The sequence below is a fragment of the Vibrio sp. 1401 genome (assembly GCF_033340295.1).
In genome coordinates this window covers 76,870-102,129 of the sequence record NZ_JAWOWF010000014.1, presented here as the reverse complement: position 1 = coordinate 102,129, position 25,260 = coordinate 76,870, and the positions used below count along the sequence as shown (strand labels likewise).

The 25,260-nt window shown below is 44.8% G+C and carries 22 protein-coding genes and 1 riboswitch; of the genes, 7 read left to right on the top strand and 15 right to left on the bottom strand.

Features of this window, described 5'->3' with window-relative positions:
- Positions 1–88 precede the first annotated feature (88 nt).
- The 11 genes from ribB to R7Z77_RS09780 all read right to left on the bottom strand — a co-directional run bounded on the left by ribB (position 89) and on the right by R7Z77_RS09780 (position 13,247).
- Positions 89–745 (bottom strand): 3,4-dihydroxy-2-butanone-4-phosphate synthase, encoded by a 657-nt coding sequence (gene ribB / locus R7Z77_RS09830; protein ID WP_005385579.1) that lies wholly within the window; start codon positions 743–745, stop codon positions 89–91.
- A 113-nt stretch (positions 746–858) separates the two neighbouring features.
- Positions 859–999, bottom strand: a riboswitch (FMN riboswitch).
- Positions 1,000–1,103: 104 nt separating this feature from the next.
- Entirely contained in the window at positions 1,104–1,721 is a 618-nt protein-coding gene (locus R7Z77_RS09825; protein WP_064354868.1) for a hypothetical protein, read from the bottom strand.
- A 116-nt stretch (positions 1,722–1,837) separates the two neighbouring features.
- Entirely contained in the window at positions 1,838–3,691 is a 1,854-nt protein-coding gene (locus R7Z77_RS09820; RefSeq protein ID WP_025767948.1) for an MFS transporter, read from the bottom strand.
- Positions 3,692–3,837: 146 nt separating this feature from the next.
- Positions 3,838–4,596 carry a helix-turn-helix domain-containing protein gene (locus R7Z77_RS09815; RefSeq protein WP_064354867.1) on the bottom strand — a complete coding sequence of 253 codons (759 nt, stop codon included), beginning with the start codon at positions 4,594–4,596 and terminating at the stop codon, positions 3,838–3,840.
- The gene (locus tag R7Z77_RS09810; protein WP_017819864.1) at positions 4,597–5,235 is read right to left on the bottom strand and encodes an HD domain-containing protein; all 639 of its coding nucleotides are present in this window, start codon (positions 5,233–5,235) and stop codon (positions 4,597–4,599) included. It abuts the gene before it with no gap.
- A gap of 248 nt (positions 5,236–5,483) precedes the next feature.
- Complete coding sequence (locus R7Z77_RS09805; RefSeq protein ID WP_064354866.1) at positions 5,484–6,761, bottom strand: cytosine deaminase; 1,278 nt, start codon at positions 6,759–6,761, stop codon at positions 5,484–5,486.
- A gap of 9 nt (positions 6,762–6,770) precedes the next feature.
- A complete protein-coding gene (gene codB, locus R7Z77_RS09800; RefSeq protein WP_064354865.1) occupies positions 6,771–8,009 on the bottom strand; it encodes a cytosine permease in 1,239 nt (412 codons plus the stop codon).
- An 805-nt stretch (positions 8,010–8,814) separates the two neighbouring features.
- Positions 8,815–10,161, bottom strand: coding sequence for a magnesium transporter (locus R7Z77_RS09795; protein WP_005373641.1), 1,347 nt, complete (start codon positions 10,159–10,161; stop codon positions 8,815–8,817).
- Positions 10,162–10,273: 112 nt separating this feature from the next.
- On the bottom strand, positions 10,274–11,596 hold the full coding sequence (locus tag R7Z77_RS09790; protein WP_213967936.1) for an ABC1 kinase family protein: 1,323 nt from the start codon (positions 11,594–11,596) through the stop codon (positions 10,274–10,276).
- A 101-nt stretch (positions 11,597–11,697) separates the two neighbouring features.
- Positions 11,698–12,921 carry an HlyD family secretion protein gene (locus R7Z77_RS09785; protein WP_213967935.1) on the bottom strand — a complete coding sequence of 408 codons (1,224 nt, stop codon included), beginning with the start codon at positions 12,919–12,921 and terminating at the stop codon, positions 11,698–11,700.
- Positions 12,921–13,247 carry an MFS transporter gene (locus R7Z77_RS09780; protein ID WP_017635162.1) on the bottom strand — a complete coding sequence of 109 codons (327 nt, stop codon included), beginning with the start codon at positions 13,245–13,247 and terminating at the stop codon, positions 12,921–12,923. Before R7Z77_RS09780 ends, R7Z77_RS09785 begins: the two co-directional genes overlap by 1 nt.
- Before the next feature lie 107 nt (positions 13,248–13,354).
- On the opposite strand from R7Z77_RS09780, the gene R7Z77_RS09775 reads away from it, so the two are divergent.
- Positions 13,355–14,356, top strand: coding sequence for an AraC family transcriptional regulator (locus R7Z77_RS09775; RefSeq protein WP_005373633.1), 1,002 nt, complete (start codon positions 13,355–13,357; stop codon positions 14,354–14,356).
- Positions 14,357–14,442: 86 nt separating this feature from the next.
- Here the strand turns inward: R7Z77_RS09775 and R7Z77_RS09770 are convergent, their stop codons facing one another.
- On the bottom strand, positions 14,443–15,132 hold the full coding sequence (locus tag R7Z77_RS09770) for a hypothetical protein (RefSeq protein ID WP_053307228.1): 690 nt from the start codon (positions 15,130–15,132) through the stop codon (positions 14,443–14,445).
- A 12-nt stretch (positions 15,133–15,144) separates the two neighbouring features.
- Complete coding sequence (locus R7Z77_RS09765; protein ID WP_213907771.1) at positions 15,145–16,686, bottom strand: hypothetical protein; 1,542 nt, start codon at positions 16,684–16,686, stop codon at positions 15,145–15,147.
- Positions 16,687–17,052: 366 nt separating this feature from the next.
- On the opposite strand from R7Z77_RS09765, the gene R7Z77_RS09760 reads away from it, so the two are divergent.
- The gene (locus tag R7Z77_RS09760) at positions 17,053–17,745 is read left to right on the top strand and encodes a response regulator transcription factor (RefSeq protein ID WP_005373624.1); all 693 of its coding nucleotides are present in this window, start codon (positions 17,053–17,055) and stop codon (positions 17,743–17,745) included.
- A 3-nt stretch (positions 17,746–17,748) separates the two neighbouring features.
- Positions 17,749–19,071: an ATP-binding protein gene (locus R7Z77_RS09755; RefSeq protein ID WP_005373622.1), complete on the top strand. Its 1,323-nt coding sequence runs from the start codon at positions 17,749–17,751 to the stop codon at positions 19,069–19,071.
- On the opposite strand, the gene R7Z77_RS09750 is transcribed toward R7Z77_RS09755, so the two are convergent.
- Entirely contained in the window at positions 19,052–19,708 is a 657-nt protein-coding gene (locus tag R7Z77_RS09750) for a pyridoxamine 5'-phosphate oxidase family protein (protein ID WP_064354862.1), read from the bottom strand. The genes R7Z77_RS09755 and R7Z77_RS09750 overlap by 20 nt on opposite strands.
- A 100-nt stretch (positions 19,709–19,808) precedes the next feature.
- Between R7Z77_RS09750 and R7Z77_RS09745 the strand changes: the two genes are divergently transcribed.
- On the top strand, positions 19,809–21,254 hold the full coding sequence (locus R7Z77_RS09745; protein WP_213967934.1) for a PLP-dependent aminotransferase family protein: 1,446 nt from the start codon (positions 19,809–19,811) through the stop codon (positions 21,252–21,254).
- Here the strand turns inward: R7Z77_RS09745 and yjeH are convergent, their stop codons facing one another.
- Positions 21,255–22,517 (bottom strand): L-methionine/branched-chain amino acid transporter, encoded by a 1,263-nt coding sequence (gene yjeH, locus R7Z77_RS09740; RefSeq protein ID WP_017635168.1) that lies wholly within the window; start codon positions 22,515–22,517, stop codon positions 21,255–21,257. It lies immediately after the preceding gene.
- A 327-nt stretch (positions 22,518–22,844) separates the two neighbouring features.
- On the opposite strand from yjeH, the gene R7Z77_RS09735 reads away from it, so the two are divergent.
- The 3 genes from R7Z77_RS09735 to R7Z77_RS09725 all read left to right on the top strand — a co-directional run bounded on the left by R7Z77_RS09735 (position 22,845) and on the right by R7Z77_RS09725 (position 24,979).
- On the top strand, positions 22,845–23,300 hold the full coding sequence (locus R7Z77_RS09735) for an Lrp/AsnC family transcriptional regulator (protein ID WP_005373615.1): 456 nt from the start codon (positions 22,845–22,847) through the stop codon (positions 23,298–23,300).
- A gap of 40 nt (positions 23,301–23,340) precedes the next feature.
- Positions 23,341–24,255, top strand: coding sequence for a LysR family transcriptional regulator (locus tag R7Z77_RS09730; RefSeq protein WP_017819875.1), 915 nt, complete (start codon positions 23,341–23,343; stop codon positions 24,253–24,255).
- 109 nt (positions 24,256–24,364) lie between these two features.
- Positions 24,365–24,979 carry a LysE family translocator gene (locus R7Z77_RS09725; protein ID WP_005373611.1) on the top strand — a complete coding sequence of 205 codons (615 nt, stop codon included), beginning with the start codon at positions 24,365–24,367 and terminating at the stop codon, positions 24,977–24,979.
- Positions 24,980–25,260 lie beyond the last annotated feature (281 nt).

Sequence of the window (25,260 nt, the reverse complement as noted above, 5' to 3'; positions counted from 1 at the left end):
CTTTAAAATACAAAACGCCCGATGAAGTACATCGAGCGTTTTAGTTAAAAAGTGTCAACCCATATCAGGACGGGTCACTGAGATCTGACTATGCCAGTTTCAACTCGAACTGGTTCAGGTACATTACCATATCTTCAATCGTCAGTACCGGCATGTTGTGGAGGCGACCGAATGCTACGATCTCCGGTGCCTTTGCCATCGTGCCATCTGGATTGGTCACTTCACACAGTACGCCAGCGGGTTGAAGCCCTGCCATTTGCATCAGATCAATCGTACCTTCTGTGTGACCACGGCGAGTCATTACACCACCTGGACGTGCGCGCAGAGGGAATACGTGACCCGGGCGAGCAAGATCTTCCGGTTTTGCGTGCGGGTTTGCCGCCGTTTTAATGGTCGTTACGCGGTCTGCTGCTGAAACACCCGTTGTTACACCAACTTTCGCTTCAATAGAAACCGTAAATGCGGTTTGGTTTGCGCTGTTGTTGTTTACCACCATTGGAGGCAGTTCCAGTTTGTCTGCTTGAACATCTGTTAAGCACAAACAAACGATGCCGCTACATTCGCGGATCATCAATGCCATTTGCTCGTTAGTGAGGTGCTCGACTGAATAAATGATATCGCCTTCGTTTTCGCGATCTTCATCATCAAGAAGCAGTACGCCACGGCCTTCTTTTAAAGCGATAAGTGCGTTTTCAACGCGAGTAATTGGGTCGCCGAATTCGGCAAGTAGTGATGACTGATTCATGGTTAACTCCTAAATTTCACCAGAATCAGGGCGGTATGAGAGATCGCCGTAAAATACGATCAAAAAGAAGTGCACCAGCATTCTTAGCAATCTGACTCGCTATGCTGGTGTATTCTTATTCTCTTTCATCCGGACTATAACCGTCGGCTCTGGCATCTCACCAGATCTGCTGACCTCGACGAATCGAGCGCTCGCGGGCTCACTTGAAAAAGTATACCGCCGGTGGGGAATTTCGCCCCGCCCTGAGAACAATTAAAAATGTACCACTTCATCCAAGTTGTGAAGAAGTGGAGCTAGGATAGTACTGCGAACTGAATAGCTTGGAAAGTCGATTCCATCTGTATGATGGAAAAGTGTGCTATCGACGGAAATAATCTGTGTGAATAAAGTGATCAATCTGCTGCGGCACGAAGGTGTTGTAAATCAGGCTCGTATGCGTTTGCTTCACTTCGATATGATCTTGCATACCGTCCAGTCTTGTCTCTTCTACGGTAACCGTACCGTCCGACATGGTGTTGTCATTACGGATCAACAATGGGCGAGCGCCAATCGGCATCGTTCCTGCGATACTGCCGAGTTTTTGAGGGAAATCCCAAGCGTCATCATGTTTGTTTAATCCGTGGTGTGGCGAATTGCCTAAAATTGCACCCAATCCGAGATCTTGAATTCGACCTACAATGGACGCGCCTTTCAGAGGCGAACCGATAGCGACAACATGAGAGATTAAGTTAGTGCTCGGTTTTCTGTTGGCGAGATAGCGCTTAATCATCAAGCCTCCCAAGCTGTGTCCCACGAGGACGTTTGTGGTCAGTGGATTAAGCGAATGATCAATAGAATCAAACAGTGAAGACTCATCGATAGCAACAGTGTTATAGCTGAGTACTTGCGTTTCGTATCCGAGTTTTCTCAGCTTTTGGCTAAGAGGCTGCATGACCAGCCCATGCATATAAAGACCATGTAAGATGATGATTTTCATAATACCTCCTAGATTTATGACGTCGTAATATCCTACTCTAATTGACAAGAAACTACTTGTGCTTTGTGGTGCATATTTACGTTTTGCTGCAAAGTTTGACTGCTGTAGCAAGCGACTCAGCCCAGTAAATCCTGTACTTGTTGTTGCAATTGATGACGATTTAAAGACGCAGGACTTAACACTTCACCGATTACAACATCCACTTTTGACCAAAAACGAGTCGGTCGTTTTGTGAGAGCATGTCCGCCTTTGTGGCTGAAAAAAGAACCCCAAAGCCCTTTTAACGCCATAGGGATGACAGGAACAGGGTTACGTTCAAGGATTTTTTCCACACCAGGGCGAAACTCACCCAATTGACCGTTAGACGTTAAACGACCCTCAGGGAAGATACAGACAACCTCACCGTCGTTAAGTGCTTGTTCAATCTGTTCAAATGCTCGTCGGTAAGTGTCGGCACACTTACGTGGAGAACAGATCGGGATAACACCGGCATGACGGAATACATATTTAAGAACAGGTAGCTCGCTGATGGACTTGTCCATCACAAAACGAACCGGGCGAGTAGAGGTTCCCATCAAAATCAATGCATCGACATAGCTAACATGGTTAGCCACGATTAACGCAGCACCTTGTTCAGGAATATGTTGGCGCCCCTTTACGGACACACGATACATACAATGGCTGAGTAAATAACTGATAAAGCGTTGTGTAAATTCCGGTACTTGGCGATATACATAGATCGCCACGAAAAAGTTACCTATTGCCATCATGGCAAACAGTTCCACAATAGAAAGCTCTAGTACGCTGAGTACAACGATCGAAACCAAAGCAGACACCACCATAAACAACGCATTCATGATGTTGTTAGCAGCAATGGCACGTGCACACTCCCTTTTGTTTGAACGCGATTGGATGAACGCATAAAGAGGAACAATAAAGACACCGCCGCTTACACCAACAAGGAACAGGTCAATCATGACGCGCAGATGTTTTGATTCAGCAACGAAGCTTTGCACATCATAAAAGTGCACCGGAAGTGATGGATAACTTGGGACTGCCCATAGCAAGTCGACGCCAAAGACTGTCAGACCAAGGATACCGAATGGCAAAATACCAAGCTCAACGTGGTTGAAAGAAAGTTTTTCACACAACCAAGAGCCTGTCGCGATACCAATCGAAAACAATGCCAACAGTAAAGAAACGACAGTGCTATCTGCGAACAAATGTTCGCGTGCGAAGTTAGGGAATTGAGTTAGGTAAGTCGCACCCATGAACCAGAACCAACTGATGGCAAGAATAGACATCCAGATGCCTCTCTGTTTTTTTGCCACTTTTAACGTGTTCTTTAAACCAGAAATCGGTTCAAATTTCGCTTTGTCATTCGATTGGCTAGGCATCGTTGGAATATTCACGCTGCTCATGAACCCAAGCAAAGACAAGGCAATCACGGTACAAGAAGCAATCAAGGTACCATTAGGAATGGCTAGCAGCAGGCCTGCGCTAAGCGTACCTATAAGAATCGAAAGAAACGTGCCCATTTCAACCCAAGCATTTCCTTTAACAAGCTCATTTGGTTTGAGCGCTTGTGGTAACAAGGCGTATTTCACGGGACCAAAATAGGCCGATTGAGTGCCTGTCATAAACAGCAGAACCAGCATCAGCATGGCACTTTGGGTGGCAATAGCGGTTGCTGCGCAAGACATGATAGCCAGCTCGATGAGCTTTAGACGTCGGATTAATTTGGCTTTGTCCATGCTGTCAGCGACGGCACCAGCATGCGCTGAGAATAGAAAGAAAGGTAGGATGAATAAGCCTGCCGCCAAATTAACGAATAGATTGACGGATATTGGTAGGTTATCAATTTGGCTGTATGTCACCATCAATAACAGAACGTTTTTGTAGATGTTGTCATTGAGTGCGCCAAGGCATTGCGTCACAAAGTAAGGAAAAAAGCGTTTTGAGAAAAACATACGGGCCCTGATTAAACAAAGTCGAATGAGATGGGAGCACTTTATGCTCAATGAACGATTAAACCAGCTTTCTCTTTCAAGTGACGTTGTATGCCACCAAAAGTAACGAAATTCGTTACTTTCATTTCCATTCGTTTATTGAGTTACTAATTCCGAGACTTCTGAGCAGGTTTTCTTTCCCATGGTTCAAACAAAGGGAACGTCCAACGACGCATCGCAATAATCAGAGAGGTGCCGTGCTTTTCGTCCATATCGAGAGAGCTATCATTTTGGCAAGCCTGATAAAACTCATCGATGACCTTTTGCAGTTTCTGTTGTAGCTTCTTGTTGCTTGGTACACTGATCAGTCCTGTTGCCATGGAGAACTTTTCATCTTCACCAGAAAAGTAGCTTTGGAAAAAGGCGTCTTGAACTTGCTGTTGGAAGAACCGTTGAATAGGGCCGCCCATCTGCCACTTAAATGTCGGAGATATACGCAAACGAATTTTGTTATTTGGCTGTAAGTCGATGATGTTCAGACGATCCAAATGAGCAAGCTTTTGCACCAGTTCCAACTCATTGAAGGTGTATTGCTGAACGATTTGCTCAAACTGATAGCCATTTACAACACAGATTGCCACGAGTAGCAGGGCTTTATCATCAACCAACTGCTTTTCTTGCTCTAACGTTAGCGACTCTAGACCTTTATTGTGCGCAGCCGCGAGCTTAAACAGTTCCGCCATTTCTAAACCAATCAATTGGCAAATGCGTTCTAAGCGTTCAAGACTAATGTGTTGACCTTCAGCGAGTAAACGTTTGACGCTTCCTTCACTTAAATCAAGGTGTTGTGCAACATCCGCATAATGCAGCCCAGCTAACTTTAGTTGGCGTTTAAGCTCTTTAATTAACGTATAGCTTTCTGACATTTACGCTGTTACCTCGTCGTGTAACTGCTCTAGGTACGTTTGCATAAAGGTTTTGCGTTTTTGCGCTTCGCGTCTTGCTGACTCTGTGTTCATAGTTTCAGCGATTTTGAATAACTTGGTCTGAAAGTGATCCAGAGTGAATTGTTTATCGTTAAGTTCACGTTCTTCGGCAAATATATCGCTGTCGTTGTAAAGTTGCGCGTTAAATTGAGTGCTGACTTGAATGCATCGCGTCACGCCAATTGCGCCTAAAGCGTCCAGACGGTCGGCATCTTGGACGATTTTGGCTTCTAACGTATTTGGCCTGATGTTTGCGCTAAAGCTGTGTGCCTCTATCGCATGAGCAATGGCATCATGATATTGCTGCGGATAATCGATACTCTCTAAAAATGCGACCGCTTTTTTGGCTGCGATGATTGAGCTCTCTTTGCGATTTGGGTGATCTTTCGGGTAAGTAAAGCAATCATGCAAATAGGCAGCCGGTAATACAATCGCGATGTCTGCATTTTCTTCTTTGCAGAGCTGTTTCGCTGTTTTGACCACGCGTTTTACGTGTTTAAGATCATGAGCTGCATCTACTTGCATCTCTTGCTGCATAAATTCCAAAAATTGCGGTTCTATCTGGCTTAATGACGTCATGGTTCATATCTACAACTAAAATGAAGTCAGAAGTATGCCCAACGCTTAGAATAATTTCCAAGTGCGATGGTGTAATTGAGATTCAGCCACCAGAACCTTGTGCAACGTTTGGTACTGAGCCGTTTTATATGGCCTTTCAATGTGTTCAGTGGTTTATGAGACAAGAATAGACAGAGCGAGCAGTGATGTTTACCAGTAGAAAAAAGGTCTGACGATGTCGTCAGGCCTTTTTAGTTTCGCCGATCTTTTTAGCGTTTGAACGTTACTTGCTCTGCTTGTTCAAGATGAATATGAGTTGTTGCAGGCTGTGTTTCTGCAATCACTTTACCGTGACGAACAGAGTAGCGAACCGGCACTTGGCGACGTACTGCGTCAAAACCATTTTCTGCGGGAAGAATCAGTAAACTACCTGGTTTGCCTTCTTCAATGCCGTGCTTATCTTGAATGTTCAGTGTACGTGCTGAATTGGTGCTGATCAGATCCAGTGAGTTGTTGATTTGGTCGTAACCCATCACCTGACACACGTGCAGACCCATATGCAGTACTTGCAGCATGTTTGCAGTGCCTAGTGGGTACCAAGGGTCAAATACATCATCGTGTCCAAAGCAGACGTTGATGTTGGCATTCAGCATCTCTTTCACTCGTGTTACGCCGCGACGTTTTGGGTAATCATCAAAACGTCCTTGTAAGTGAATGTTCACCAATGGATTTGCCACGAAGTTGATACCGGACATGCGTAATAAACGGAACAGGCGAGATGCGTATGCACCGTTGTAGGAACCCATCGCTGTGGTGTGACTGGCCGTGACTTTATTCCCCATATCAAACTTGTGCGCTAATGCTGCCAGTGTTTCAACGAACCGAGATTGTTCGTCATCGATTTCATCACAATGCACGTCGATCAGGCGGTCGTATTTTTTCGCTAACTCGAATACGTAGTGCAGCGATTCAATGCCATATTCGCGTGTGAATTCAAAGTGTGGAATCGCGCCAATCACGTCCGCACCTAATTTGACGGCTTCTTCTAGCAGCTCTTTGCCATTTGGGTAAGAGAGAATTCCTTCCTGCGGGAAGGCGACGATTTGGATATCTACCCATTCTTTCATCTCTTCACGCACTTCTACCATCGCTTTTAGGGCAATTAGGGTAGGGTCTGAAACATCGACGTGGGTACGAACGTGTTGTACGCCGTTTGCTATCTGCCATTTTAAGGTTTGTTTTGCGCGCGCTTTCACGTCTTCAATCGACAGCATTTCTTTGCGCTCAGCCCAACGTTCAATACCCTCAAACAATGTGCCAGAAATGTTCCAGCTTGGCTCACCTGCGGTTTGAGTTGTATCTAAGTGAATGTGTGGCTCGCAGAAAGGCGCAATCGCCATACCGCCTTCAGCATCGATGATGTCACCGTTATGACTAAGCTCCACATCGTTGCTTTCAATGCGCTTGAATTGACCATCTTCAATCAAAATTTGCTGCAGACCTTCTTGTCCTTTTAGCGTTACGTTTTTGATCAGTAGTGTTGTCATGATGGTTCCTTACGCTGGCTGTGTAGCCAGTGCTTTTTTGTTGAGAACAGGATTAAGAATCAGGAAGCTAATTGCGCCGCCAAGTACAGCGTTAATCGGCACTACGCCAGGCAGGAAGTGTCCCGCACCAACGCCAATCACGACAGCGATAATGCCAGCCCAGTTAACGTTTTGGAATTGGGCGGCTTCAAAGTTTGCGTAGCGTTTACGGTTCGTGAAGAAGTCAGCGATGATCACACCGCCAATCGGTGGAATTGCCAAAGATAAGAAGGTCAGCCAGCCAACAAAGTTATTGTAGAGCCAGAGAGCGCAAAGTGTGCCAACAAGACCGTTCGCCATTGAGATGTATTTACTTGGTAAGCCTGTGATGTTGGAAAATCCAAGACCCGATGCGTAGAGCGCGTTGTCGTTGGTCGTCCAGATGTTCAAGCCAAGAACGATGATAGCTGGAATAAGAAGACCTTGCGCGATCATCACTTCAGAGATGTCTGATTGACCCGTCACCGACGCACCTGCCGCGCCAAAGATAAACATTAACGAGTTACCGATGAAAAATGCCACCATGGTGATCATCACGGCGCTGCGCGGCTTTTTACCAAAGCGTACGAAATCCGCCGTTAATGTACCAGCACTGACAAAAGAGCCGACAACCATCGCGAGAGCTATTGAAAAATCGAGTGGCTCGGTTGGTTGAACCTGTTGTAGTTCGCTTATACCGCCAACACTATTTACTGCCTCGATGACAGAGTAGCCGCCAAGTAGCGCAATGGCAGGAACGGCAATTGCTGACAACACCATCAGTGCGGAGATGCCAAAGTAAACGGTCGCGGTCATGAGCAAACCGGAGACGAGGATCAAAGTATTGGTATCGATGCCCGTTGCTTTGTGCACCGGAATCGCAAACATCGCGACACCAACTCCAAACCACCCAACTTGAGTACCGCCAAGAAGAGCAGAAGGAAGCCAAGAGCCTTTAGAACCAAAAGAGAAACGAGCAAGAAGGTGAGTAGAGAGACCAGTAGAAGCGCCGATGTAACCGAGGAAAGAAGTGTAAATACCGAGGATTAGGTTACCGATGAGAACAGCGAGGAAAAAATCATTAAAGGAGAGCCCAGTACCGAGAGAACCCCCAGTCCACATACTTGCGGAGAAAAAAGTGAGTCCTAACATCACCATTGTAAGTGACGCCACGCCTTTTCTGGCCGTGTTAGGAACTGGTCCAAGACTGTAGTTATTGTCTCCAGCCATTATTACCTCCGCACATTGAAATATTAAATTATAGCACCTGATTTTCAGGCAAACGGCGCGTATTATCGTGATGTAAATTTAATAGTCAATGATAAAATTGCAATTTAAACGTTTGCTTTGTTTTTGATGTGTATTTTTTCTGTTAATAACAATGGTTTGATTTTTAAATTCTAAAGGTGGAAATTTTGATTTTACGTATTTTCTATGATTTATAGACAGGTTTTCTATGTGAAATGAATGTTTTGAATTGCTATTTGTTTTTATGGATTAAATTTATCTATAACTCTGGATTGTTCAGTCGATTTCTATGAAAAGAAAACGATTTCATGATGAGGTTTTTGGTTTGGACGTTATTTGTTCTTTTCTTGGGTGTGTTTTCTTGGTTTTATTTTATGTAGGTGATTTATTTTTGTTGAAGCTGGCATTTCTAATGGTTTAGTGGGCGAATATTTGAATTTTATAAACAGTAAACAATCTGTTGTGGGTAAGAAAAGTACAACCGAGCTCGGTCAGAGGATAAGAGGGCAATAGCCACATAAAAAAATAGCCAACCGCAAAGAGTGCGATTGGCTTATATACATGTGAACAAAATCAAGTTCACTAACAACGTCAGTTGGCTAGGTGACCCTCGGCTTAAGAAGGGTCGATTTATATAATGCAGTTACTGTGCCAACTTTAATATGCCCTAAAATACGTAGTTTCTGTGACATGCGTTGCTTAAAGTTTGAGTGTGTTTGCAATTTGCAACTGCGTTATGCAATTTGACTCTATTATGCTAATGATTGATTAATAAACAATGAACCTTTTAAAGCATGACTAAACTCGCCGTTCCTAAAAAGGCGAAAAAACCAACTACATCTGTCACTGTTGTTAGAATCACCGAGCCAGCCAAAGCGGGGTCCAATTTAAACTTATCCAGAATGATGGGAATCAGCACACCAAATAAAGCTGCGGTAATAATATTGACGATAATGGCCAGCGCGATGGTCCCACCTAGAACCGGAGATTGAAACCACAATCCGGCGAGCCCGCCGATGATTAACGCCCAAGCAATGCCGTTCAGAGAGCCAATACCCAACTCATTTTTCAATAGCTTGAAACGGTTACCTGGGGTGATCTGATTAAGCGCCATCGCACGAATCATTAGAGTGAGCGTTTGGCTGCCAGCAATGCCCCCCATGGATGCAACAATTGGCATGAGCACCGCCAAAGCCACCACCTGCGCAATTACATCTTCAAATAGTCCGATAGTGACAGACGCCAAAATCGCAGTAAGCAAATTGATGCCTAACCAAACACCGCGCTTTTGCGAGCTTTTTAATACTGGCGCAAACAAGTCATCGCCTTCATCCATACCTGTACCGGCCATCAAACGTGCTTCGTAGATTTCACGCTGTGTACTCAATGCAAACTGCCAATCGACTTCACCGATCAGTGTTTGGTCTGCATCAGTTACAGGGAGAGCGGGCAGTGTGCTGTGTTCTAATGCCTCTACCGCTTCAGGAAGCATCATTTTACTGTCTAGAACCGTCACAGCCTCAATAACGAGTGTTTTTAAGCGAGTATCGGGGTCACCACGCAAGATATCGAAGTAGTTGACCGTTCCACGATACTGTTTATTACGATTAATCAGATACACCTGTTGAGGCGTGTCGTAGCTATAGCGCTCCATTAACTGCTTAGCTGTCCCAATCGTAATGTTGAAGGGCAGAGTGATGATCTTACGTTCAGCCCAGTGGCCGAGTTCTTCATCAGCATACTCGTTTGCTTGATCGTAAAGTTCCAACTCATCTTTTTCTATCAACGAGAGTGCTTCGTTGATGATCGACTCTGGCAACGAATCGGCCCATTCGATGAGCGATAAGTTGTCGAGTTTAGCGAGAGTGAGTTTTAGCTCGACTTCAGATAACGCGTTGATGATAGAGAAACGTACGTCCGCACGCATTTCCGTTAACACGTCGATATGTAGCTCTAGTGGTAAAGCTCGCCATAAGCGAACACGATCGTCGATTGGAAAGGCTTCTAGAATCAGGGCAACCGCGCCGGGCTCGAGGCCCGCTTCAATAGATTCATTGAGCGTTGCGACTTGATCCGCTTCTTCGGCTTGGCCAATTTGCTGGATTAGAGTGGAGAGATCTTGAAACTTGCTCACCGAGTACCCCGATAGTTAATTCGTTTTATGGAAGTATGGCATGTTATTGAGATGCACAACTATGCATCTTAACCTTGCTCAAGGTACTTGAAAGTAACAGAAAAACAATAGGCTATTCGCTGTTGATGGTGAGATATGGCTGTACCAATTGGCGAATGTTCACTTTTGCGCCAATACGGGCTGCCAGCAAGTACATTCCGCCGATTTTTCTGTGTAAAAATAGGGCATCTGCTGGTGGAGTATGCCAGTATTCTTGCTCCATGCTTAGAATGGTGCCAGCCTCGCGAAGCTTTTGTGCTAAGCCGCTGGCTTTGAAATCATAGGGCTCATCGACCAACATAGGTTCACATGCCATTTTCACTAGATCGAGAATCGCTTGGCGTTGGTCTGGAAGGATGGTTTGGCTGAAGAAGCCTATTTGTTCAAGCGCATCATTCAAGCCTTGTTCGTCATTGTTAACGACAGATGCGAAAGCTTGGCGATAACCAGTGCTGAACCGCTCGCTGTACTCGCGAGTGGCCCCGAAATCTAGCAAGCCGATTTGACGAGTGTTTTCGATATATAAGTAGTTGGCGAAATTTGGATCGGTTTGTACCATCTTAAATTCGAACAGCTCTCGAAACAGTAATTCGAGTAGGCTGTGCATGACAAAATCTCGCGTACTCTGATCATAATGTTCGATTTTCTCAATCGGGCTGCCATCAATGAATTCCATCGCGAGAACGGAGTCTGAGCAACTTTCAGTATGAATCTTGGGCACCACAAAATGAGGGTGCTCCTTCAAAGCGTCATGATAACGAATGGCAAATTGTGCCTCTCGTGCGTAATCGGCTTCATCATGTAGCTGCTTTTTCGCTTCTTCGAGCAATCCTTTGTAGTCGACAGACTCGGGAATCAACCCAACGACCTTGAGCAGTGTACCGACATTATCGACGTCGCTATCGATACTTTTCCGTATGCCCGGATATTGCACTTTGACGGCTAGGTTATCGCCCGCATCGCTGTAGGCTTGGTGCACTTGTCCTATTGATGCACTGGCGATTGGTTTGAAGTTAAATGACAGAAACTCAGCTTTCCAATTCGTTCCCAGCGAACTTTCCATTACTGCGTTGAGTTGTTTTGCAGGCATTGGGTCTGCGTTGGAACGAAGACGGGAAAGAATATCGGCGAGTTCAGGTTCTAAAACATCACCAGCATCCATTGAGAGCATTTGTCCAAGCTTCATTGCAGCGCCACGTAGGTGAGCAAGTTGGTCGGTTAAACGCGCGATGTTCTGTGGCGTCAGCAAGAGGTCTTTCGCTTTTGGTTTGTTGCCTTTGGCTATCTGCTTCGTGCCTTCTGCAATCACATTGCCTGCGACACGGGTAGCAAGTGAAGCGAACTTGCTGAATCTTGAGATGCGATGGATAGGTAGGCTTCTTTCCTTTACCGACATGAATCTTCTCCGCTATTTACTAACTAATTGTTATACGGGAAAAGGATATGTTTGGATACAAATGAAAAGAAAACCGCCAGCGTAACTGGCGGTTTGCGAGTTTAGATAGAGTAGAAGAAGTACAGTTGAGACTTCATTCGGATGATGATCCCGCGAATCACATCTAAGAAGGCCATGAAGCCTATCGGTTTTTCACCGCTGACCCATGCGAGGCCAACAGAGCCAACAGGGATGTCGTAACCTTCTGGCTCATCAACCTTAAGACGAACAAAGTGGTGTTTGTTCTGTAAGTTCTTTCCAGTGGTGACACGTACGGAATCATCGAAACCCAGTAGATTACCTTGTGATTCACCTGTTGCCTCAACAATGCCCTCGACCGTCGCTGAGAAGATCTTACCTGGATAAACCGAAGAGGAGAATTCCGCAGGTTGACCCGGTTTGATGTTACGAATCGCCTGGTGGTTGACTCGCATCAGCACGTACTTCTCGTTAGTGTACATGTTGATACGCGGCATCATCGATACACGCTGACCTTCACGCAGGATAAAGTTGGTGACAAAGCCATCTGTTGGGGCATGAACTTTTGTGCTATTCAAATCCCATTGCGCTTTTGCAATTTGCTCTTCAGCTTGGCGCAGTTCGGCTTGTTTGGTTTCAACTGCAAGTTCCGATTTATGAATCGCCAGTTTTGCACGGGAAATATCGACTTGTTTCTTCTTGATTTGAGACTCAAGGGTCAACACGTTGTGACGTGCCATATCAACCGCACTCGATTGTTTGTCGATATCGCTTTCCGTGATGGTGTTGTGCACCACTCGGTTTTGCTCAACATAACGATCTAGCATTTTTTTCTGCAATTTGTAGTCAACTTTCGCCGCTTCCAACTGGCTCTTGGATGTTTCTAGATCTTGCACTAGCGCCTCGTGGTTAGCTTCTTCAATCTCGATGTCGCCTTTTGCCGTAGCTAATGCAACGCGAGCAGAATCAGCGGATACGTTCGCTTGATTTAATGCGATTTTGTATTGCGTTGGGTCAAGTTCATAAATGAGCTGACCTTCTTTAACTTTCTGATTCGGCTCAATGTAAATGTGGTCAACTTTACCTTTTACATTGGTTGAATCTGGACGCAATTGGATGTGTGGTGACTGCACGACAGAACCGCCGGATAAATCCATCGGGGTGAAGTTAATCAAACCTACCCAGACGAACATTAGCCAACCCAAGCCGCCAAGATAAGCGAACGATTTGGTTGCTTTGTTCCAAGGCATGCCAACCAAACGCAGCAGATAGATGAAGAGAGCCCATACCGCTAAACCTTCTAACATTATGCTTCCTCTTTTGGCTGTGTTTCTGTTTGCGGTTTACTTTTCCATGTATCACGCAGATTGATGATGGCTTTTTCCATATCAACAAATGCAAAGATCACGGCTAGCACCCAAACCCAGTGCCAGACAAACCCTATCCAGGTCAGCGCAGTGATGAGCCCTATCTGATGATGGTCTTTGCTGTGTGCTTTATTGATAGGCAATTCATGGATTTTCCAAAAGCCGTAACACGCGCCCGCGACACTCGCAATTAAAACGACAGCAGCGACAACATGTAACGCCGTATCTGCGCCTGTACCGACAAATGGGACACTCAGTAAACTCATTAAACACTCCTCTATCAAACTGTTGGCGTATTGTGATCTGAATTTGATTTGCGGCTTTCTTTGTGACAGATTCAATCACTATAGGATTAAATTTGATGTAATTGGTTATGAAAACGGTTCGGTTTATTCGCGCGATGGGCATTCTAAACATGCATAACCTCGCGTTATCTAAATACAATTTGGACTCGGATGAGTTAGGAATCCCAGTATCGGTGTTTCGTAACCCAATGACACTGATCCCGCTAAAAGCCGTTGCGGAATGGTATCGTTGTGTTGAACAAGCCAGTGCTGACCCGGATGTGGTGTTGAGTCTCAGCCGGGGTATTGAACTGCAAAAGCTAGGGCCAGTGGGACGCTGGTTATTCTCCGGCAATGATTTAGCCAGTACCATTCGGCGAGTGAATTATGGTGTGAGCAATCTACAATCAGGGGCGTTTTTTGCTGGCGAACAGTCGGGTAAAATCATCAAATGGACTTACCACAACCCGTTTATAGAAACGTCAGTAAAGGTGCACGATAGTATCCGCTGTGCGGTATTTATGATTAAGGTGTTACGCGAATTTCTTGGCAAAGATTACCAGCCTTTACGTGTCAAGGTTTCAGGCTCGAGAAAAAATACTGAGCGATACCGGGAATATTTCGGCTGCGAGGTGGAATGGAGTCAGCCAAAAACAGAGATATGGATCCCGGGAGATGACCGATTAGCCTCCCGCCAAGTGAGCCATCGAGAAGACAGCCGTCTAGCGATGAGTTTTTCCGACTTGGATGATTTGCTTAATATGCCCGATCCAGAAGACGAGTTGAAAGTGATTTATGAAGTAGTGAACTACAGCAGCCATTATGGATTGCCAACGTTAGAGCGCGTGTCTTCTCTGCTTGATTTATCTGAACAGCAGTTTCAACGTCGTTTGCATAAATTAGGGCTCAATTTTTCGACGGTTTCTGGCTATGTATTGAGTAATATTGCAGCTGGTTTGTTGAGTAAGCGCGTGAGTATTGATGACATTGCCACGCGCCTTGGTTACACCAATGTGGCGAGCTTCAATCGTATGTTTAAGAAACATCGTGGATTAACGCCCAAGCAGTATACGGGAAGATTAGAGAAGTAGTGCTCCACTTATCTCTATGAGTACAAGCAATAAAAGCCCTCAAAGTTGAGGGCTTTGTTATTTTTTTGTGTCGTTTTATGTGGTGGCTATTTCTTAGGACGCCAACTTAGTGCACTTGCAACAGCGCCGATGGCAATTACATCCTTTTTTTGTTCGCTAAGTTCAGGGAGCATCTGTACCGCAATGGTACCGTTCGTCTGCACAGCGGCAATTTCTTGTGTGCCTTCCTTAAAGCTATAACCCAATGGAATGTCTACCGCCATCATGGCGTCAGGACTAGTATGTACAGTTTCTACATTAAATTGGGTGCTACCAATACGCACTACGCCTGTCTCTTTTTTCTCAAAGCTGATGTCGATGAGAGCGGATTTTGGCTCCATCGCAAACTCACCGACTTTTTTACCATCTTGAGTAATGTCACAGGTGTAAGGATCATTCCCACCAAAATCGACGCCCATGTAGTTAACCGACATACCGCCTCCAGTGCAGTTCAAAAGCCAAGTTTCCCCGCTGTCGATACGAGTCACTTCTGCGCCCATTGAACCTTCTTTGAAAGAGATACGGTTAAACCAACTTGAGTTAGAAGCACTGCGTGAATACTTGCCTTTGTACTTACCAGCAAAATCAAAATGGCCATCCGCACCGAATCCCCAAAAATCACCGTCGGTTTTGATCAGCATTTCTGGTTGTGCTTTTACGGCATCAGTACGATCCATGACGGCTAGGCCACCACAACCAACAAGGAGCAAGGGAGCGAATAAAATAAGTTTCTTCATGTTTTTCATTGTTTATAGCTTGGTTACATCTAGGGTTTGGTCGGTGAATTGGATGTTCTGAATGTCGTACAACTCGTCAGTGCCTGTATTTGGGCACTCAACAGAAACGCTCTTTGCTTTGATAACAGTACATTCCGCCAGTTTGTGTGGCACGATATAGGTGTTGATACCGCCTTCACCATAAATGCTGTTGTCTTTGCTGTTGCCTTCAAAAGTATTGTTTTGATCATTACCGATCACATTCATCGCGTCGTCGCCAATGATCTTCACTTTTGTTAACCACTGAGATTTGTAGGTGTACGCTTCTATCAAACCGTCTTTGTTGGGAGCCATACGGAAGGTAGGTACTGTGCCTGGATTTGTCTTTTCTGTGTAGAGCTTGACGCCCGCAGAGTCGATATTCGCGGTATATTGCAAGTATCCGTGGAATAAGCCACTGATCCAATCAACGGCTTGTGGATCTTGGGTTTGCATTTCTTCACGCGTTAACGCTTGGTAGCCATCTAAACCATGTCCGTTTGCTTTTGCTACACCCATGTAAGCTTCAAAAGCGGCAGCAAAATATTCGTGAGAATATGAAGGGCCCGTTTGTTTAACACTTTCAGGATCGAAGTCGTCCGATTTCCAATCGTCCCAGTCATACTGAGTAGGGCGCCACACCGTCGGTTTGCCCGATTTAATATCGTTATAGATTGTTAACGCATGAGCTTGAATGTCATTTTGCAGTGCCGCAGTCTCCGTGTTAGGTGCAATACCTTGCGCTTGGACCAAGTGTAAAATTTCTTCAAAAGCGGCGTCTCGTTCGGCTTTTTTGCCAAGATTGGCGCAGTAATCGGCAAAATTACTCATGTAATGGCAATCGCCTTCAACTGTCAGTTCTCGATACATTAAAGATTGGCTATTCCTTAGCCAGTTTGGTGTTTCTTTACTAGTTACTAATGTTGACGCGATAGATGTGACAAGTGTATCCATATCATCTTCGCTAAGTACCATCATGCTTACAACAAACTTTTCTAGAGAACTCGTATCAAAAGAGTGTGCTAAGCCCGAGTTTGCAACTGCATCGTTCAATTTGTCTTGGCGAATCAGTTCGTTGATAAAGATTTTGGTTAACATCTCATCATTCTGTTCGTCGTTTTCGGTCAGCATTAGTGTGGCATCACGCTCGGCTAATGTCTTAGCGATACGAGACTTGTCAGCACCGTACTTAGAGTCTGGTTGGTTTGTGAGAAGGTGTTGGATGATTTTGGCTGCACGAAAGATTTTTTCATTATTCGCACCGTCATCAACAGCCACAATGTGAAATGTATCGTTGTTGTTTGCTTCGGAAAGGGAGATTTTCACATAGTGGGTGAAGCCCGAATCAGCAGCCACTTTTAACTTGGCTGGAAACTCTGTAGAAACGACAGTTGGGATTGTGACAGTGCTCAATGTTGGCATTGGTGGTGGTGGAGGTGTTGTTTTCGATGGTTTCGGATTAGATTCACTGCCGCCACAAGCAGTTAGACTTATCGCGCAGAATATGGCTAAAGGTGTTAATTTGGAATATCTCATTTCATGTTACTCGTAGACTTTATTAGAGCAAGAAACTTAGAAGCAACATAAAGTCCTGTCTATATAAGCAAACTAAGTCATATATGTTGATATTATTTTTTGGTAAGACCTATTATTCGATATATTTAAAAATATAGTGGATTTTTATTCCGAATTTTATTTTCTATGTGAAGCTATATTCTGATAATGAATAAAACCTCAGGTTATTGCATGGCTTTAGGGGTATAGAATGATTAGGATTATCGTATATGTATGGTTTGTAAGCGTATGTAAGCCTGCGTTTTATTAAAATTATCATTTAAGTAGGTTGCGCAGTATAGGACGAGCGATATACTCCCTCCATCATATTGGTGGAGTAAATGATTCATGGTGGGTAATACAATCTTACTGGTAGAAGACGACTCAGAGATTGCTCGATTAACCAAAATGTACCTCGAAGCCGAAGGATATACGGTAACTGTCATCGATAACGGTCAAAATGCATTAGAAACGATTAAGGGGCTCAAGCCGGACCTAGTGCTGTTAGATTTGATGTTACCAGGAAAAAATGGCGCAGAAATATGCCAAGAGGCGCGTAAGTTTTATCATGGTATTATCATTGTTTTGACTGCGACCGATGATGAAATGAGCGAGGTGAGCTTATTTAAGTTCGGTGCTGATGATTACCTTACCAAACCGATAAAAGGTAATATTTTGCTCGCCCGTATTGAAGCAGCGTTGCGTCGCTATTGTCGTCAAGTTGATATCGTTGAAGAAGAAAAGCTGAGCCGATATGGCATTAGTCTTTGTCTTCGTCGCTCCCAAGCATTTTATTTGCAAAAAGATATTGGTTTAACGAGTTCTGAGTTTGAAATTTTAGAGCTCCTGATGCTGAATGTCGATAAGCCAGTATCTCGTGAATCATGTTGCCGTCTTGCCCGAGGCATTGAATACTGTATTACTGATCGTTCGATTGATATGCGTATATCCTCACTAAGGAAGAAATTCTCTAAGGCTCATATCCATACGGCTACCATTAAAACCATACGTCACCACGGCTACATGCTGACAGGTAAATGACGCATGTTTTCCCTGTTTACTCGTCTATATGTGGGGTTAGTAACTGGCCTTGCGCTGACTGTTGCTTTGTTTCTCTTTATGGGGGAAGAGTACATGCGCAAAACAGAAGTCGGTGTTTTTTTGAGTGACGGTGCTTATTTTGTCGATCAATACATTGAGCAACGAGGCACTCCGGATTCTCTCTACAAGAAGTTAACCGAAAACGGCAAGCAAGATTTCTTTATCTTTGATTTAACATTGGTTGAAAACTGGGACGGATCACCGCCTTGTCGAGATTGTAATCTGCTGTACCGTATGCAAGGGATACCTGTTTATCTTATTGATGGCAGTACCTATGCTGCGGTATTCCCTTTGCCTAACACTTCGAAGAGTTTAGTTTTCAAAGAAAAAACGGATTTCTTTAGCCCACACGTTGATTGGAATGAAGATTCTGAGATTGTATTTATACTTACTCTACTTTTGGTTGTTGTATGCAGTTTAGGCATTATGGTTTACATACCTGTACGACGTCTTGACCGCCAAATTCGGCAACTAACGGCTGCGCAACAACAATTTGGTTCTGGTGAGTTGAATACGCGAGTCGAGCTAAAGCAATTTTCGCAACCCGTGAAAGAGCTCGCCCAAGGCTTCAACTGCATGTCTGAAGAGATTGAGAGACGAGTGCGCCAAACACACATCTTTACTCAAGCTATTCCTCATGAAGTGCGCACTCCGCTGAGTCGTATTCAGCTAGCGACGGATTTAGCTCGACGCACGAGTGGTGAAATGCAGGCAGAGTTACATGACGATATTGAACGATACGTTGATGTCGTGACGGATTTAACATCCGACATTGTCATGCTGTCTCGCTTGAGTGTGAAAAACCACTCATGGATCGATTCTGTTGAAACCATGGAACTGCCACTTTGGTGTAAAAGCCGCATGAATTACCTAGGCTTAGAGTCCGCCATGTTGAGAGCAGAAAATAAACTCGCGAACCAATTGATTCACTTTCAGCCTACTTTGGGTAACCTTGTCCTCGATAATTTACTGCAAAACGCCAAGCGTTATGGTGAGTCCTGCGTTGAGGTGACGATTCGAACGGTAGCGGATTGCTGGAGCATCGATATTGAGGACGATGGTCCGGGCATCCCTGAGGCGATGCGAGAAGAAGTATTTATGCCATTTTCGCGCTTAGACAAAAGCCGCAACGCCGACATGAAAGGCTTTGGTTTAGGGCTTGCCATCGCTACCAGTGCAGCGCGGCAACTGGGGTGGGAGCTTTCTGTCGGCGAGAGTCACTTAGGCGGCGCACGTTTTACGGTGCTTATTCCTGCCAACGGTTAGAGTAGGCACTGCGGTAGTCTGGCTCTGCGATACCTTCATACAAATCGTCACAAGCTTGCAGTGGACCTACGACGGTTCGGTAGGGTAGGACACCTGCCCAAACAGGGATGTCCATGTCTTCCGCATCGTCGTTGACGCCAAAATTGCTGATTTTCACTGATGCTTCTGTGAGTGGAATACGCAGCAGCATGGTGGCTTTGAGTTCTTTTTCATTACTCAAACGGATTTGTTCTGTTCTCCCCGGAGCGATCTGTTCAATAAAGTGATTCAGCAACCTGTCTTTCTCTTGGTTATCTTCCACCACCTCAAACTGGCCAAAGACCACAGCACTGCGATAATGCGCACTGTGGTGAAACGCACTTCGAGCCAATACCCAACCATCAAACAAAGTAAAGGTTAAGCACGTTTGCACTCCTTGTTTGAGTGAGCGTAACAGTCGACTGTTGTTGGCACCATGGATATACACGTAATCATCGACACGCCATGCCAGCATAGGGATGACCACAGGGCCTGACTCGTTGGTTATCGCAATATGAGCGATTAGGCTTTCATCTATGATGGCGTGCAGTTTGCTAACATCAGAGACGGCTTTATGTGCGCCTTTCTTAATTTCCGTTCTATTGGTGTTGGATAGCATTTTCTCTCCTTGCTTGCTCACGATTACGAGCGATTTATCCTCATTCTTTGATTGCAATGTAGCGTTTAACTGGTAGCTTAAAGAGAGCCAGTTTTAACTAATGGATGGATCCAGTTTGTCTTTGATTGATATCGGTGACCTACATTTAAAAGACAGTGAAGGAACGCGTCAGCAAGCGTTGTTTTTGGCTATTCGCAAGAAAATTGTTCAAGGACTGTGGGTGAAGAATGGGAAGCTGCCTTCTACGCGGAAGCTTTCACAAGAGCTTAATCTAAGTAGGAATACCGTGATTTCTGCCTACGAACAGTTAGTGGCGGAAGGGTACTTGAACAGCCAAAAAGGTTCTGGCTTTTATGTTGCCGTAGAACTGCCAGAGCAGTACTTGCCTGAACCTAGTTCAGTTCAGAGAGACTCATCACCGAAAGCTCACTTTGATATCAACCGCGCATTTGCACCGGGTGTGCCGGATTTGGACGCATTTCCGATGGCGCAATGGCAAAAGTTACTCACTCGCCATATGTCTCGTACTTGCTTGTTGGGGAATCAAGATATTCAGGGTAGTTGGGCATTGCGCTGTGCTTTAGCTGACTACCTCGCATCAAGCCGTTCAGTGAATTGTTCTCCAGAGCGCATTATTATTACCTCTGGGGCGCAGCAAGCGTTGTCGATTGCGACGATGGTAGTGCTCAAACAAGGTGATAAGGTTCTGATGGAGCAACCAGGTTACGCGCAAATGCGGAAGTTGATTCAGTTCCAAAACTATCAATTTGAGCCTTTGTTCGTAAGAGAGACATTAGGTTTTGATGTGGAAGCGGTGACCACAAGCGATGCCGATGCCCTGTATATCACCCCAAGCAATCAATATCCGATGGGCACCACACTCAATACTGAGCAAAGAGGGAAGATCATCAACTGGGCAGTCGAACAGTCACGTTGGATCATCGAAGACGATTATGACAGCGAATTCCAGTTTGCTCATCGTCCCTATACCAGCTTACAGGGGCTAGCGGCTCAAATGGGTCGAGATGAGCGTGTGTTGTATGTGGGTTCCTTCAGTAAAGTGATGTTTAACGGATTGCGGCTTGGCTACCTTGTAGCTCCTGAACGTTTAGTAGAGCAATGTTTGGTGGTTAAGGATGCGTTAAGTGGTGATTCGCCGACGCATACACAAGAAGCATTGGCAGATTTTATTACTGAAGGTGGGTTATTACGTCATATTCGAAAAATGCGTCGACTGTACAAAACTAAGCATGAACAGATGCATTTATCCATTCAACAGCATTTTGGCGACCGTGTTTGCGTCGTTAGCCAAGCGGCGGGGCTTCATATTACGTTGAAATGGCAAGACGGTATGGATGAGCAGCGTTTTACGAAACTAGCAGAGCATGAAGGGATCATCTTGCGACCTTTGAGCTATTATGAATACCCAGATTTTCAAGCACGTCACTGGCATGGTGCCGTGCTTGGTTACGGCAATATCGCGGTAGAGAACATAGACGCTGGTATCCAACGTTTAGCTCACATATTTCGAAATGGGAAGCGATGACTATTCAACTACACGTGTTTGTCGCTTATGTCGCCACTGTTTCCAAGGCAGTAAAAGTAGAGTAAAAATGCCAAGTGCATAAAACATTGACCAGCCTAAACATATAAAAACACCGGTACAAAGCAGTAGGGACAGTCCCGCAAGTGTTTTACCAAATCCTCGAAGCAATTTAAAAGCGGCTAACATCGCCAACATGTAAACCAGAACGAATACACTGTTTGCGAGTTTTAGGAAAAACTCCAGATCGAGCTGTGATAGGGTTCCTATCACACAAGATATCAATAATATACCGCCAACTAATATGGTGGCTGAGAAAGGGACACCACGACGCGAAATCTTGGCTAGTGGACTAGAAGGACGATGTTCCCGAGCTTGAGCCCAGACCATTCGCGCTAGGCTCTGTGTGTATAAGTTAACGCTCGCGAAACAAGCGGAGAAACCTATCAAGCTGATTATCCATTTGGCTCCATCGCCTAGTAGTTGGGCACTAAGCCAGGGGATGGATGCGTTATCAAATTGAGCGTTGCCATACGCGCCAAATTTTAAAATAACGACAGAGCATGCCCAATAGGTAGCCCCTGCTACAAAACAACCGACCACAATGGCAATAGGGAAATCTCTTTGAGGGTTTTTGAACTCTTCCCCCATATGGGCAAAAGCCTCTATGCCAACAAAACACCAGAACATCACGCCTAACGCTGCGGTAATAGGCCAAATTGACTCTTGTGTGATGGCGGGCATCACAAGATCGGCGCTATTAACGTCGCCTTTCCATAAAAATGCGCCAACAAGTGCGAAGACACTCAAAGCAATAAGAGTTTGTAAATGACCTGATGATTTTGTGCCCATCAAGTTGACGAACACAAGAAGTACTACCGTGAGAACTTGTGCAAACAGATTGTTGCTAATAGGCTCTGGCAATATTTGTTGTAGAAAGCCTGCGGCGAGTGCAATCGCGGCCGGAACCCCTACCGGAATGACACTAACAAATAGCCAAGCGACACTACTTTCCAGCTTGGCGTTAAAGGCTTTGCGTACAAAAAAGGCTGTTCCGCCCGCGTTGGGGTATCGTTTACCCAGTTGAGCAAAAGTCAGCGCAATAGGACAAATCGCGATGAACAATAAAATCCAAGCCCATAGTGAAAAATGGCCAGCTATACCTGCTGCGATAGCCGGGATCATAAACAGCCCAGTTCCCATTAATGTGGTGGATAACTGTGCGATACCTGATGTGAGTGAAATGTCTTTTTTGAGCTCTTCCATGCGAATTGATTCATCCAATGTTATGAGGCTTATTACGAAAAAGCTTGTGGCTTCTGGTTATTTCGTTTTATGTGTTTAAGCGATGCTATTTATGTGCTGAGTACTTAAGTTGGGAATTTGATTTCAATGTGTTATCTATTTTCTGTTGAAATGGATAACAGCACTCATCTCATGCCCGCCAAATAGCATATCCAAAATGTTAATAACAAAATGATTTACTAAACCGTCAATATGACGGTTGTTTTAAATAATTCCAACAAAATGTTGGTTTCTTATGCAGTTAGAATCGGTATAGAATGAGAAAAATAAGGAAAGCTTGGTAACGGTATGGACAAGTTTGATCATAAGATTGTGGATCTGCTCAGGCACAACGCTCGGCTGTCGGTGACTGAAATTGCGGATAAAGTAAACCTTTCTCGTTCTGCGGTAACGGCCCGTATTCGTAAGCTAGAGCATGACAAAGTGATTCTAGGGTATCACGCTGAAATTGCACCTTCGGGTGGGGATTCGATTTGCGCCTATTTTGCCTTAAAGTTCGATAAATCAACCTCTACGTATTATTGCGAATCATACGCGGACGAGTTATACAAAATTGATGGCGTAAAATGGTGTCATGCGATCAGCGGTGAGACGGACATGATGGTTTTTGTCGAAGTGCCTACGATGGCTCGCTTGAACGAAATCAGAGATCAAATTCAACGATATCCAGAGCTTCGAAACCTGATGACTCATACCGTCTTAGCTGAATTCTTTAACACGACTGGGAACCTGTTTGTGAAGTGACCATGAATGGATGCCATGTTGAAAACCCTTCTGAGCGAATATGTTAAACAACATTAATTTGAATCTACTTAGATCCTTGCATGTACTTTTAGAGGAGTGTCATGTCAGCCGGACCGCAGACCGTTTGCACATTACGCAGTCTGCCGTCAGTCGACAGCTTGCACAATTGCGCGATCTGTGTGGTGACCCACTGCTTATTCGTCAAGGTAATCAACTGATACCAACGCCACGAGCAATAGCGTTAAAATCAAAGCTTGATGCATTACTGGCTGAGTTTGACCATTTACTCGATGACCAACCTTTTGAGCCGCGGCAGTGGCAAGGTGAGCTTGTTATTGCTTCTAGTGACTACGTGGCGCAATACGTATTGCCCGATATTGCCTCTCACTTGGGTGAACAAGCGCCACAGCTAGATATGGCGTACCGACTGTGGCAACCCAACTTTCTTGATAAACTTCATGAGACGGGCATCCATATCGCGTCTTCTATGTATCCAGAAAAACCACAGAGTGTGTCGAGCGTTAAAATTGGTGAGGATTCATCAGTTTGTTTGATGAAATCTTCTCATCCGTTAGCAAAGCAGGACCAGATCAGTATTGAAGACTTGATTTCATATTCACACATCAAAGTGACTGGCGGCGGAGACAAAGATTCCTACACTGATTTAGCATTGAAAGAGCTAGGGCACACCCGCCACGTTACCTTTAAGGTTCCATTCTTCTCTGCTGCGATCAATCGCTTAGTTGCAAGTGAGCACCTGATGGTGGCTCCTGAACATATTGCCGTTAACCTCGCTAAGCATTGGGACTTAACCCATAAAGCATTACCACTCGAAACACCCATTCATCAATATTGGTTAATGTGGCACCCCAAATACGACACGGATCCTGCGCATAAATGGGTGCGAGAAGAGATTCGCTCAGTAATGCAAATTTCTGAATATTCCATTCGCTAACACGTACACCGTTTAGCTATGACTTGAAGTCATGATTAGTATGAATAACTTTGATTTCTAATTATACCTCTTCCGTTGATAGAGTGAGCTTCAAAGAGGGGAGATTCTTATGACACTAACAGTTTGGTTATCACTTTTTACCGTGTGTTTATTAGGGGCTATGTCACCAGGTCCCAGCTTAGCTATTGTCGCTAAGCACTCGTTGGCTGGTGGACGTATCAATGGATTAGCTACGGCTTGGGCTCATGCGTTTGGCATTGGTATATATGCGTTTATTACCTTGATTGGTCTCGCTGTTGTTTTGCAGCAAAGCCCGATGCTGTTCAAGACGATTAGCCTTGTGGGTGCGGCATATCTTGCGTATTTAGGGTTTAATGCTTTGCGTTCAAAAGGTGGTGTGGCTGCGAAGTTGGAGTCAGGTGAGGAGACAACGGTAATCCAGTCTGCGCGAGAAGGCTTTTTTATCTCGATTTTAAGTCCCAAAATTGCTTTGTTTTTTATCGCATTATTCAGTCAGTTTGTCGCGCTCGGTAATGATTTGAGTAATCAGATGATCATTGTTGCCACGCCGTTTGTTGTGGATGGGCTTTGGTACACCTTTATTACCCTAGTGCTATCGAGCTCTAAAGTCGTTGACAGAATTCGCTCTAAGGCAGTGTTGATTGATCGTTTGTCAGGGGTAGTACTCATGCTGCTGGCTCTTAGAGTGGTCGTAACGGTATAGACAAGCTCGCAAGACAGAAATACTAAAAGCAGCCCGTGTGGCTGCTTTTTTGTCTACTCTCAGTAACCCTTACACAATTTACGTAATTCTGACGCTAAACGTTGCTAAAATTAATATTATCAATAGTGTTACTTTGGTTCATATTCTCATTTGCTGTGAAAGCTACTTTCCAACGCATTGTTATAATGAGAACGATAGCCACTTAACGTTAATACTAACAGTGTTGCATATTAAGTCGAGAGTGCTTTATTGGATAAAAACGGACTTTCCTCTTACTTACC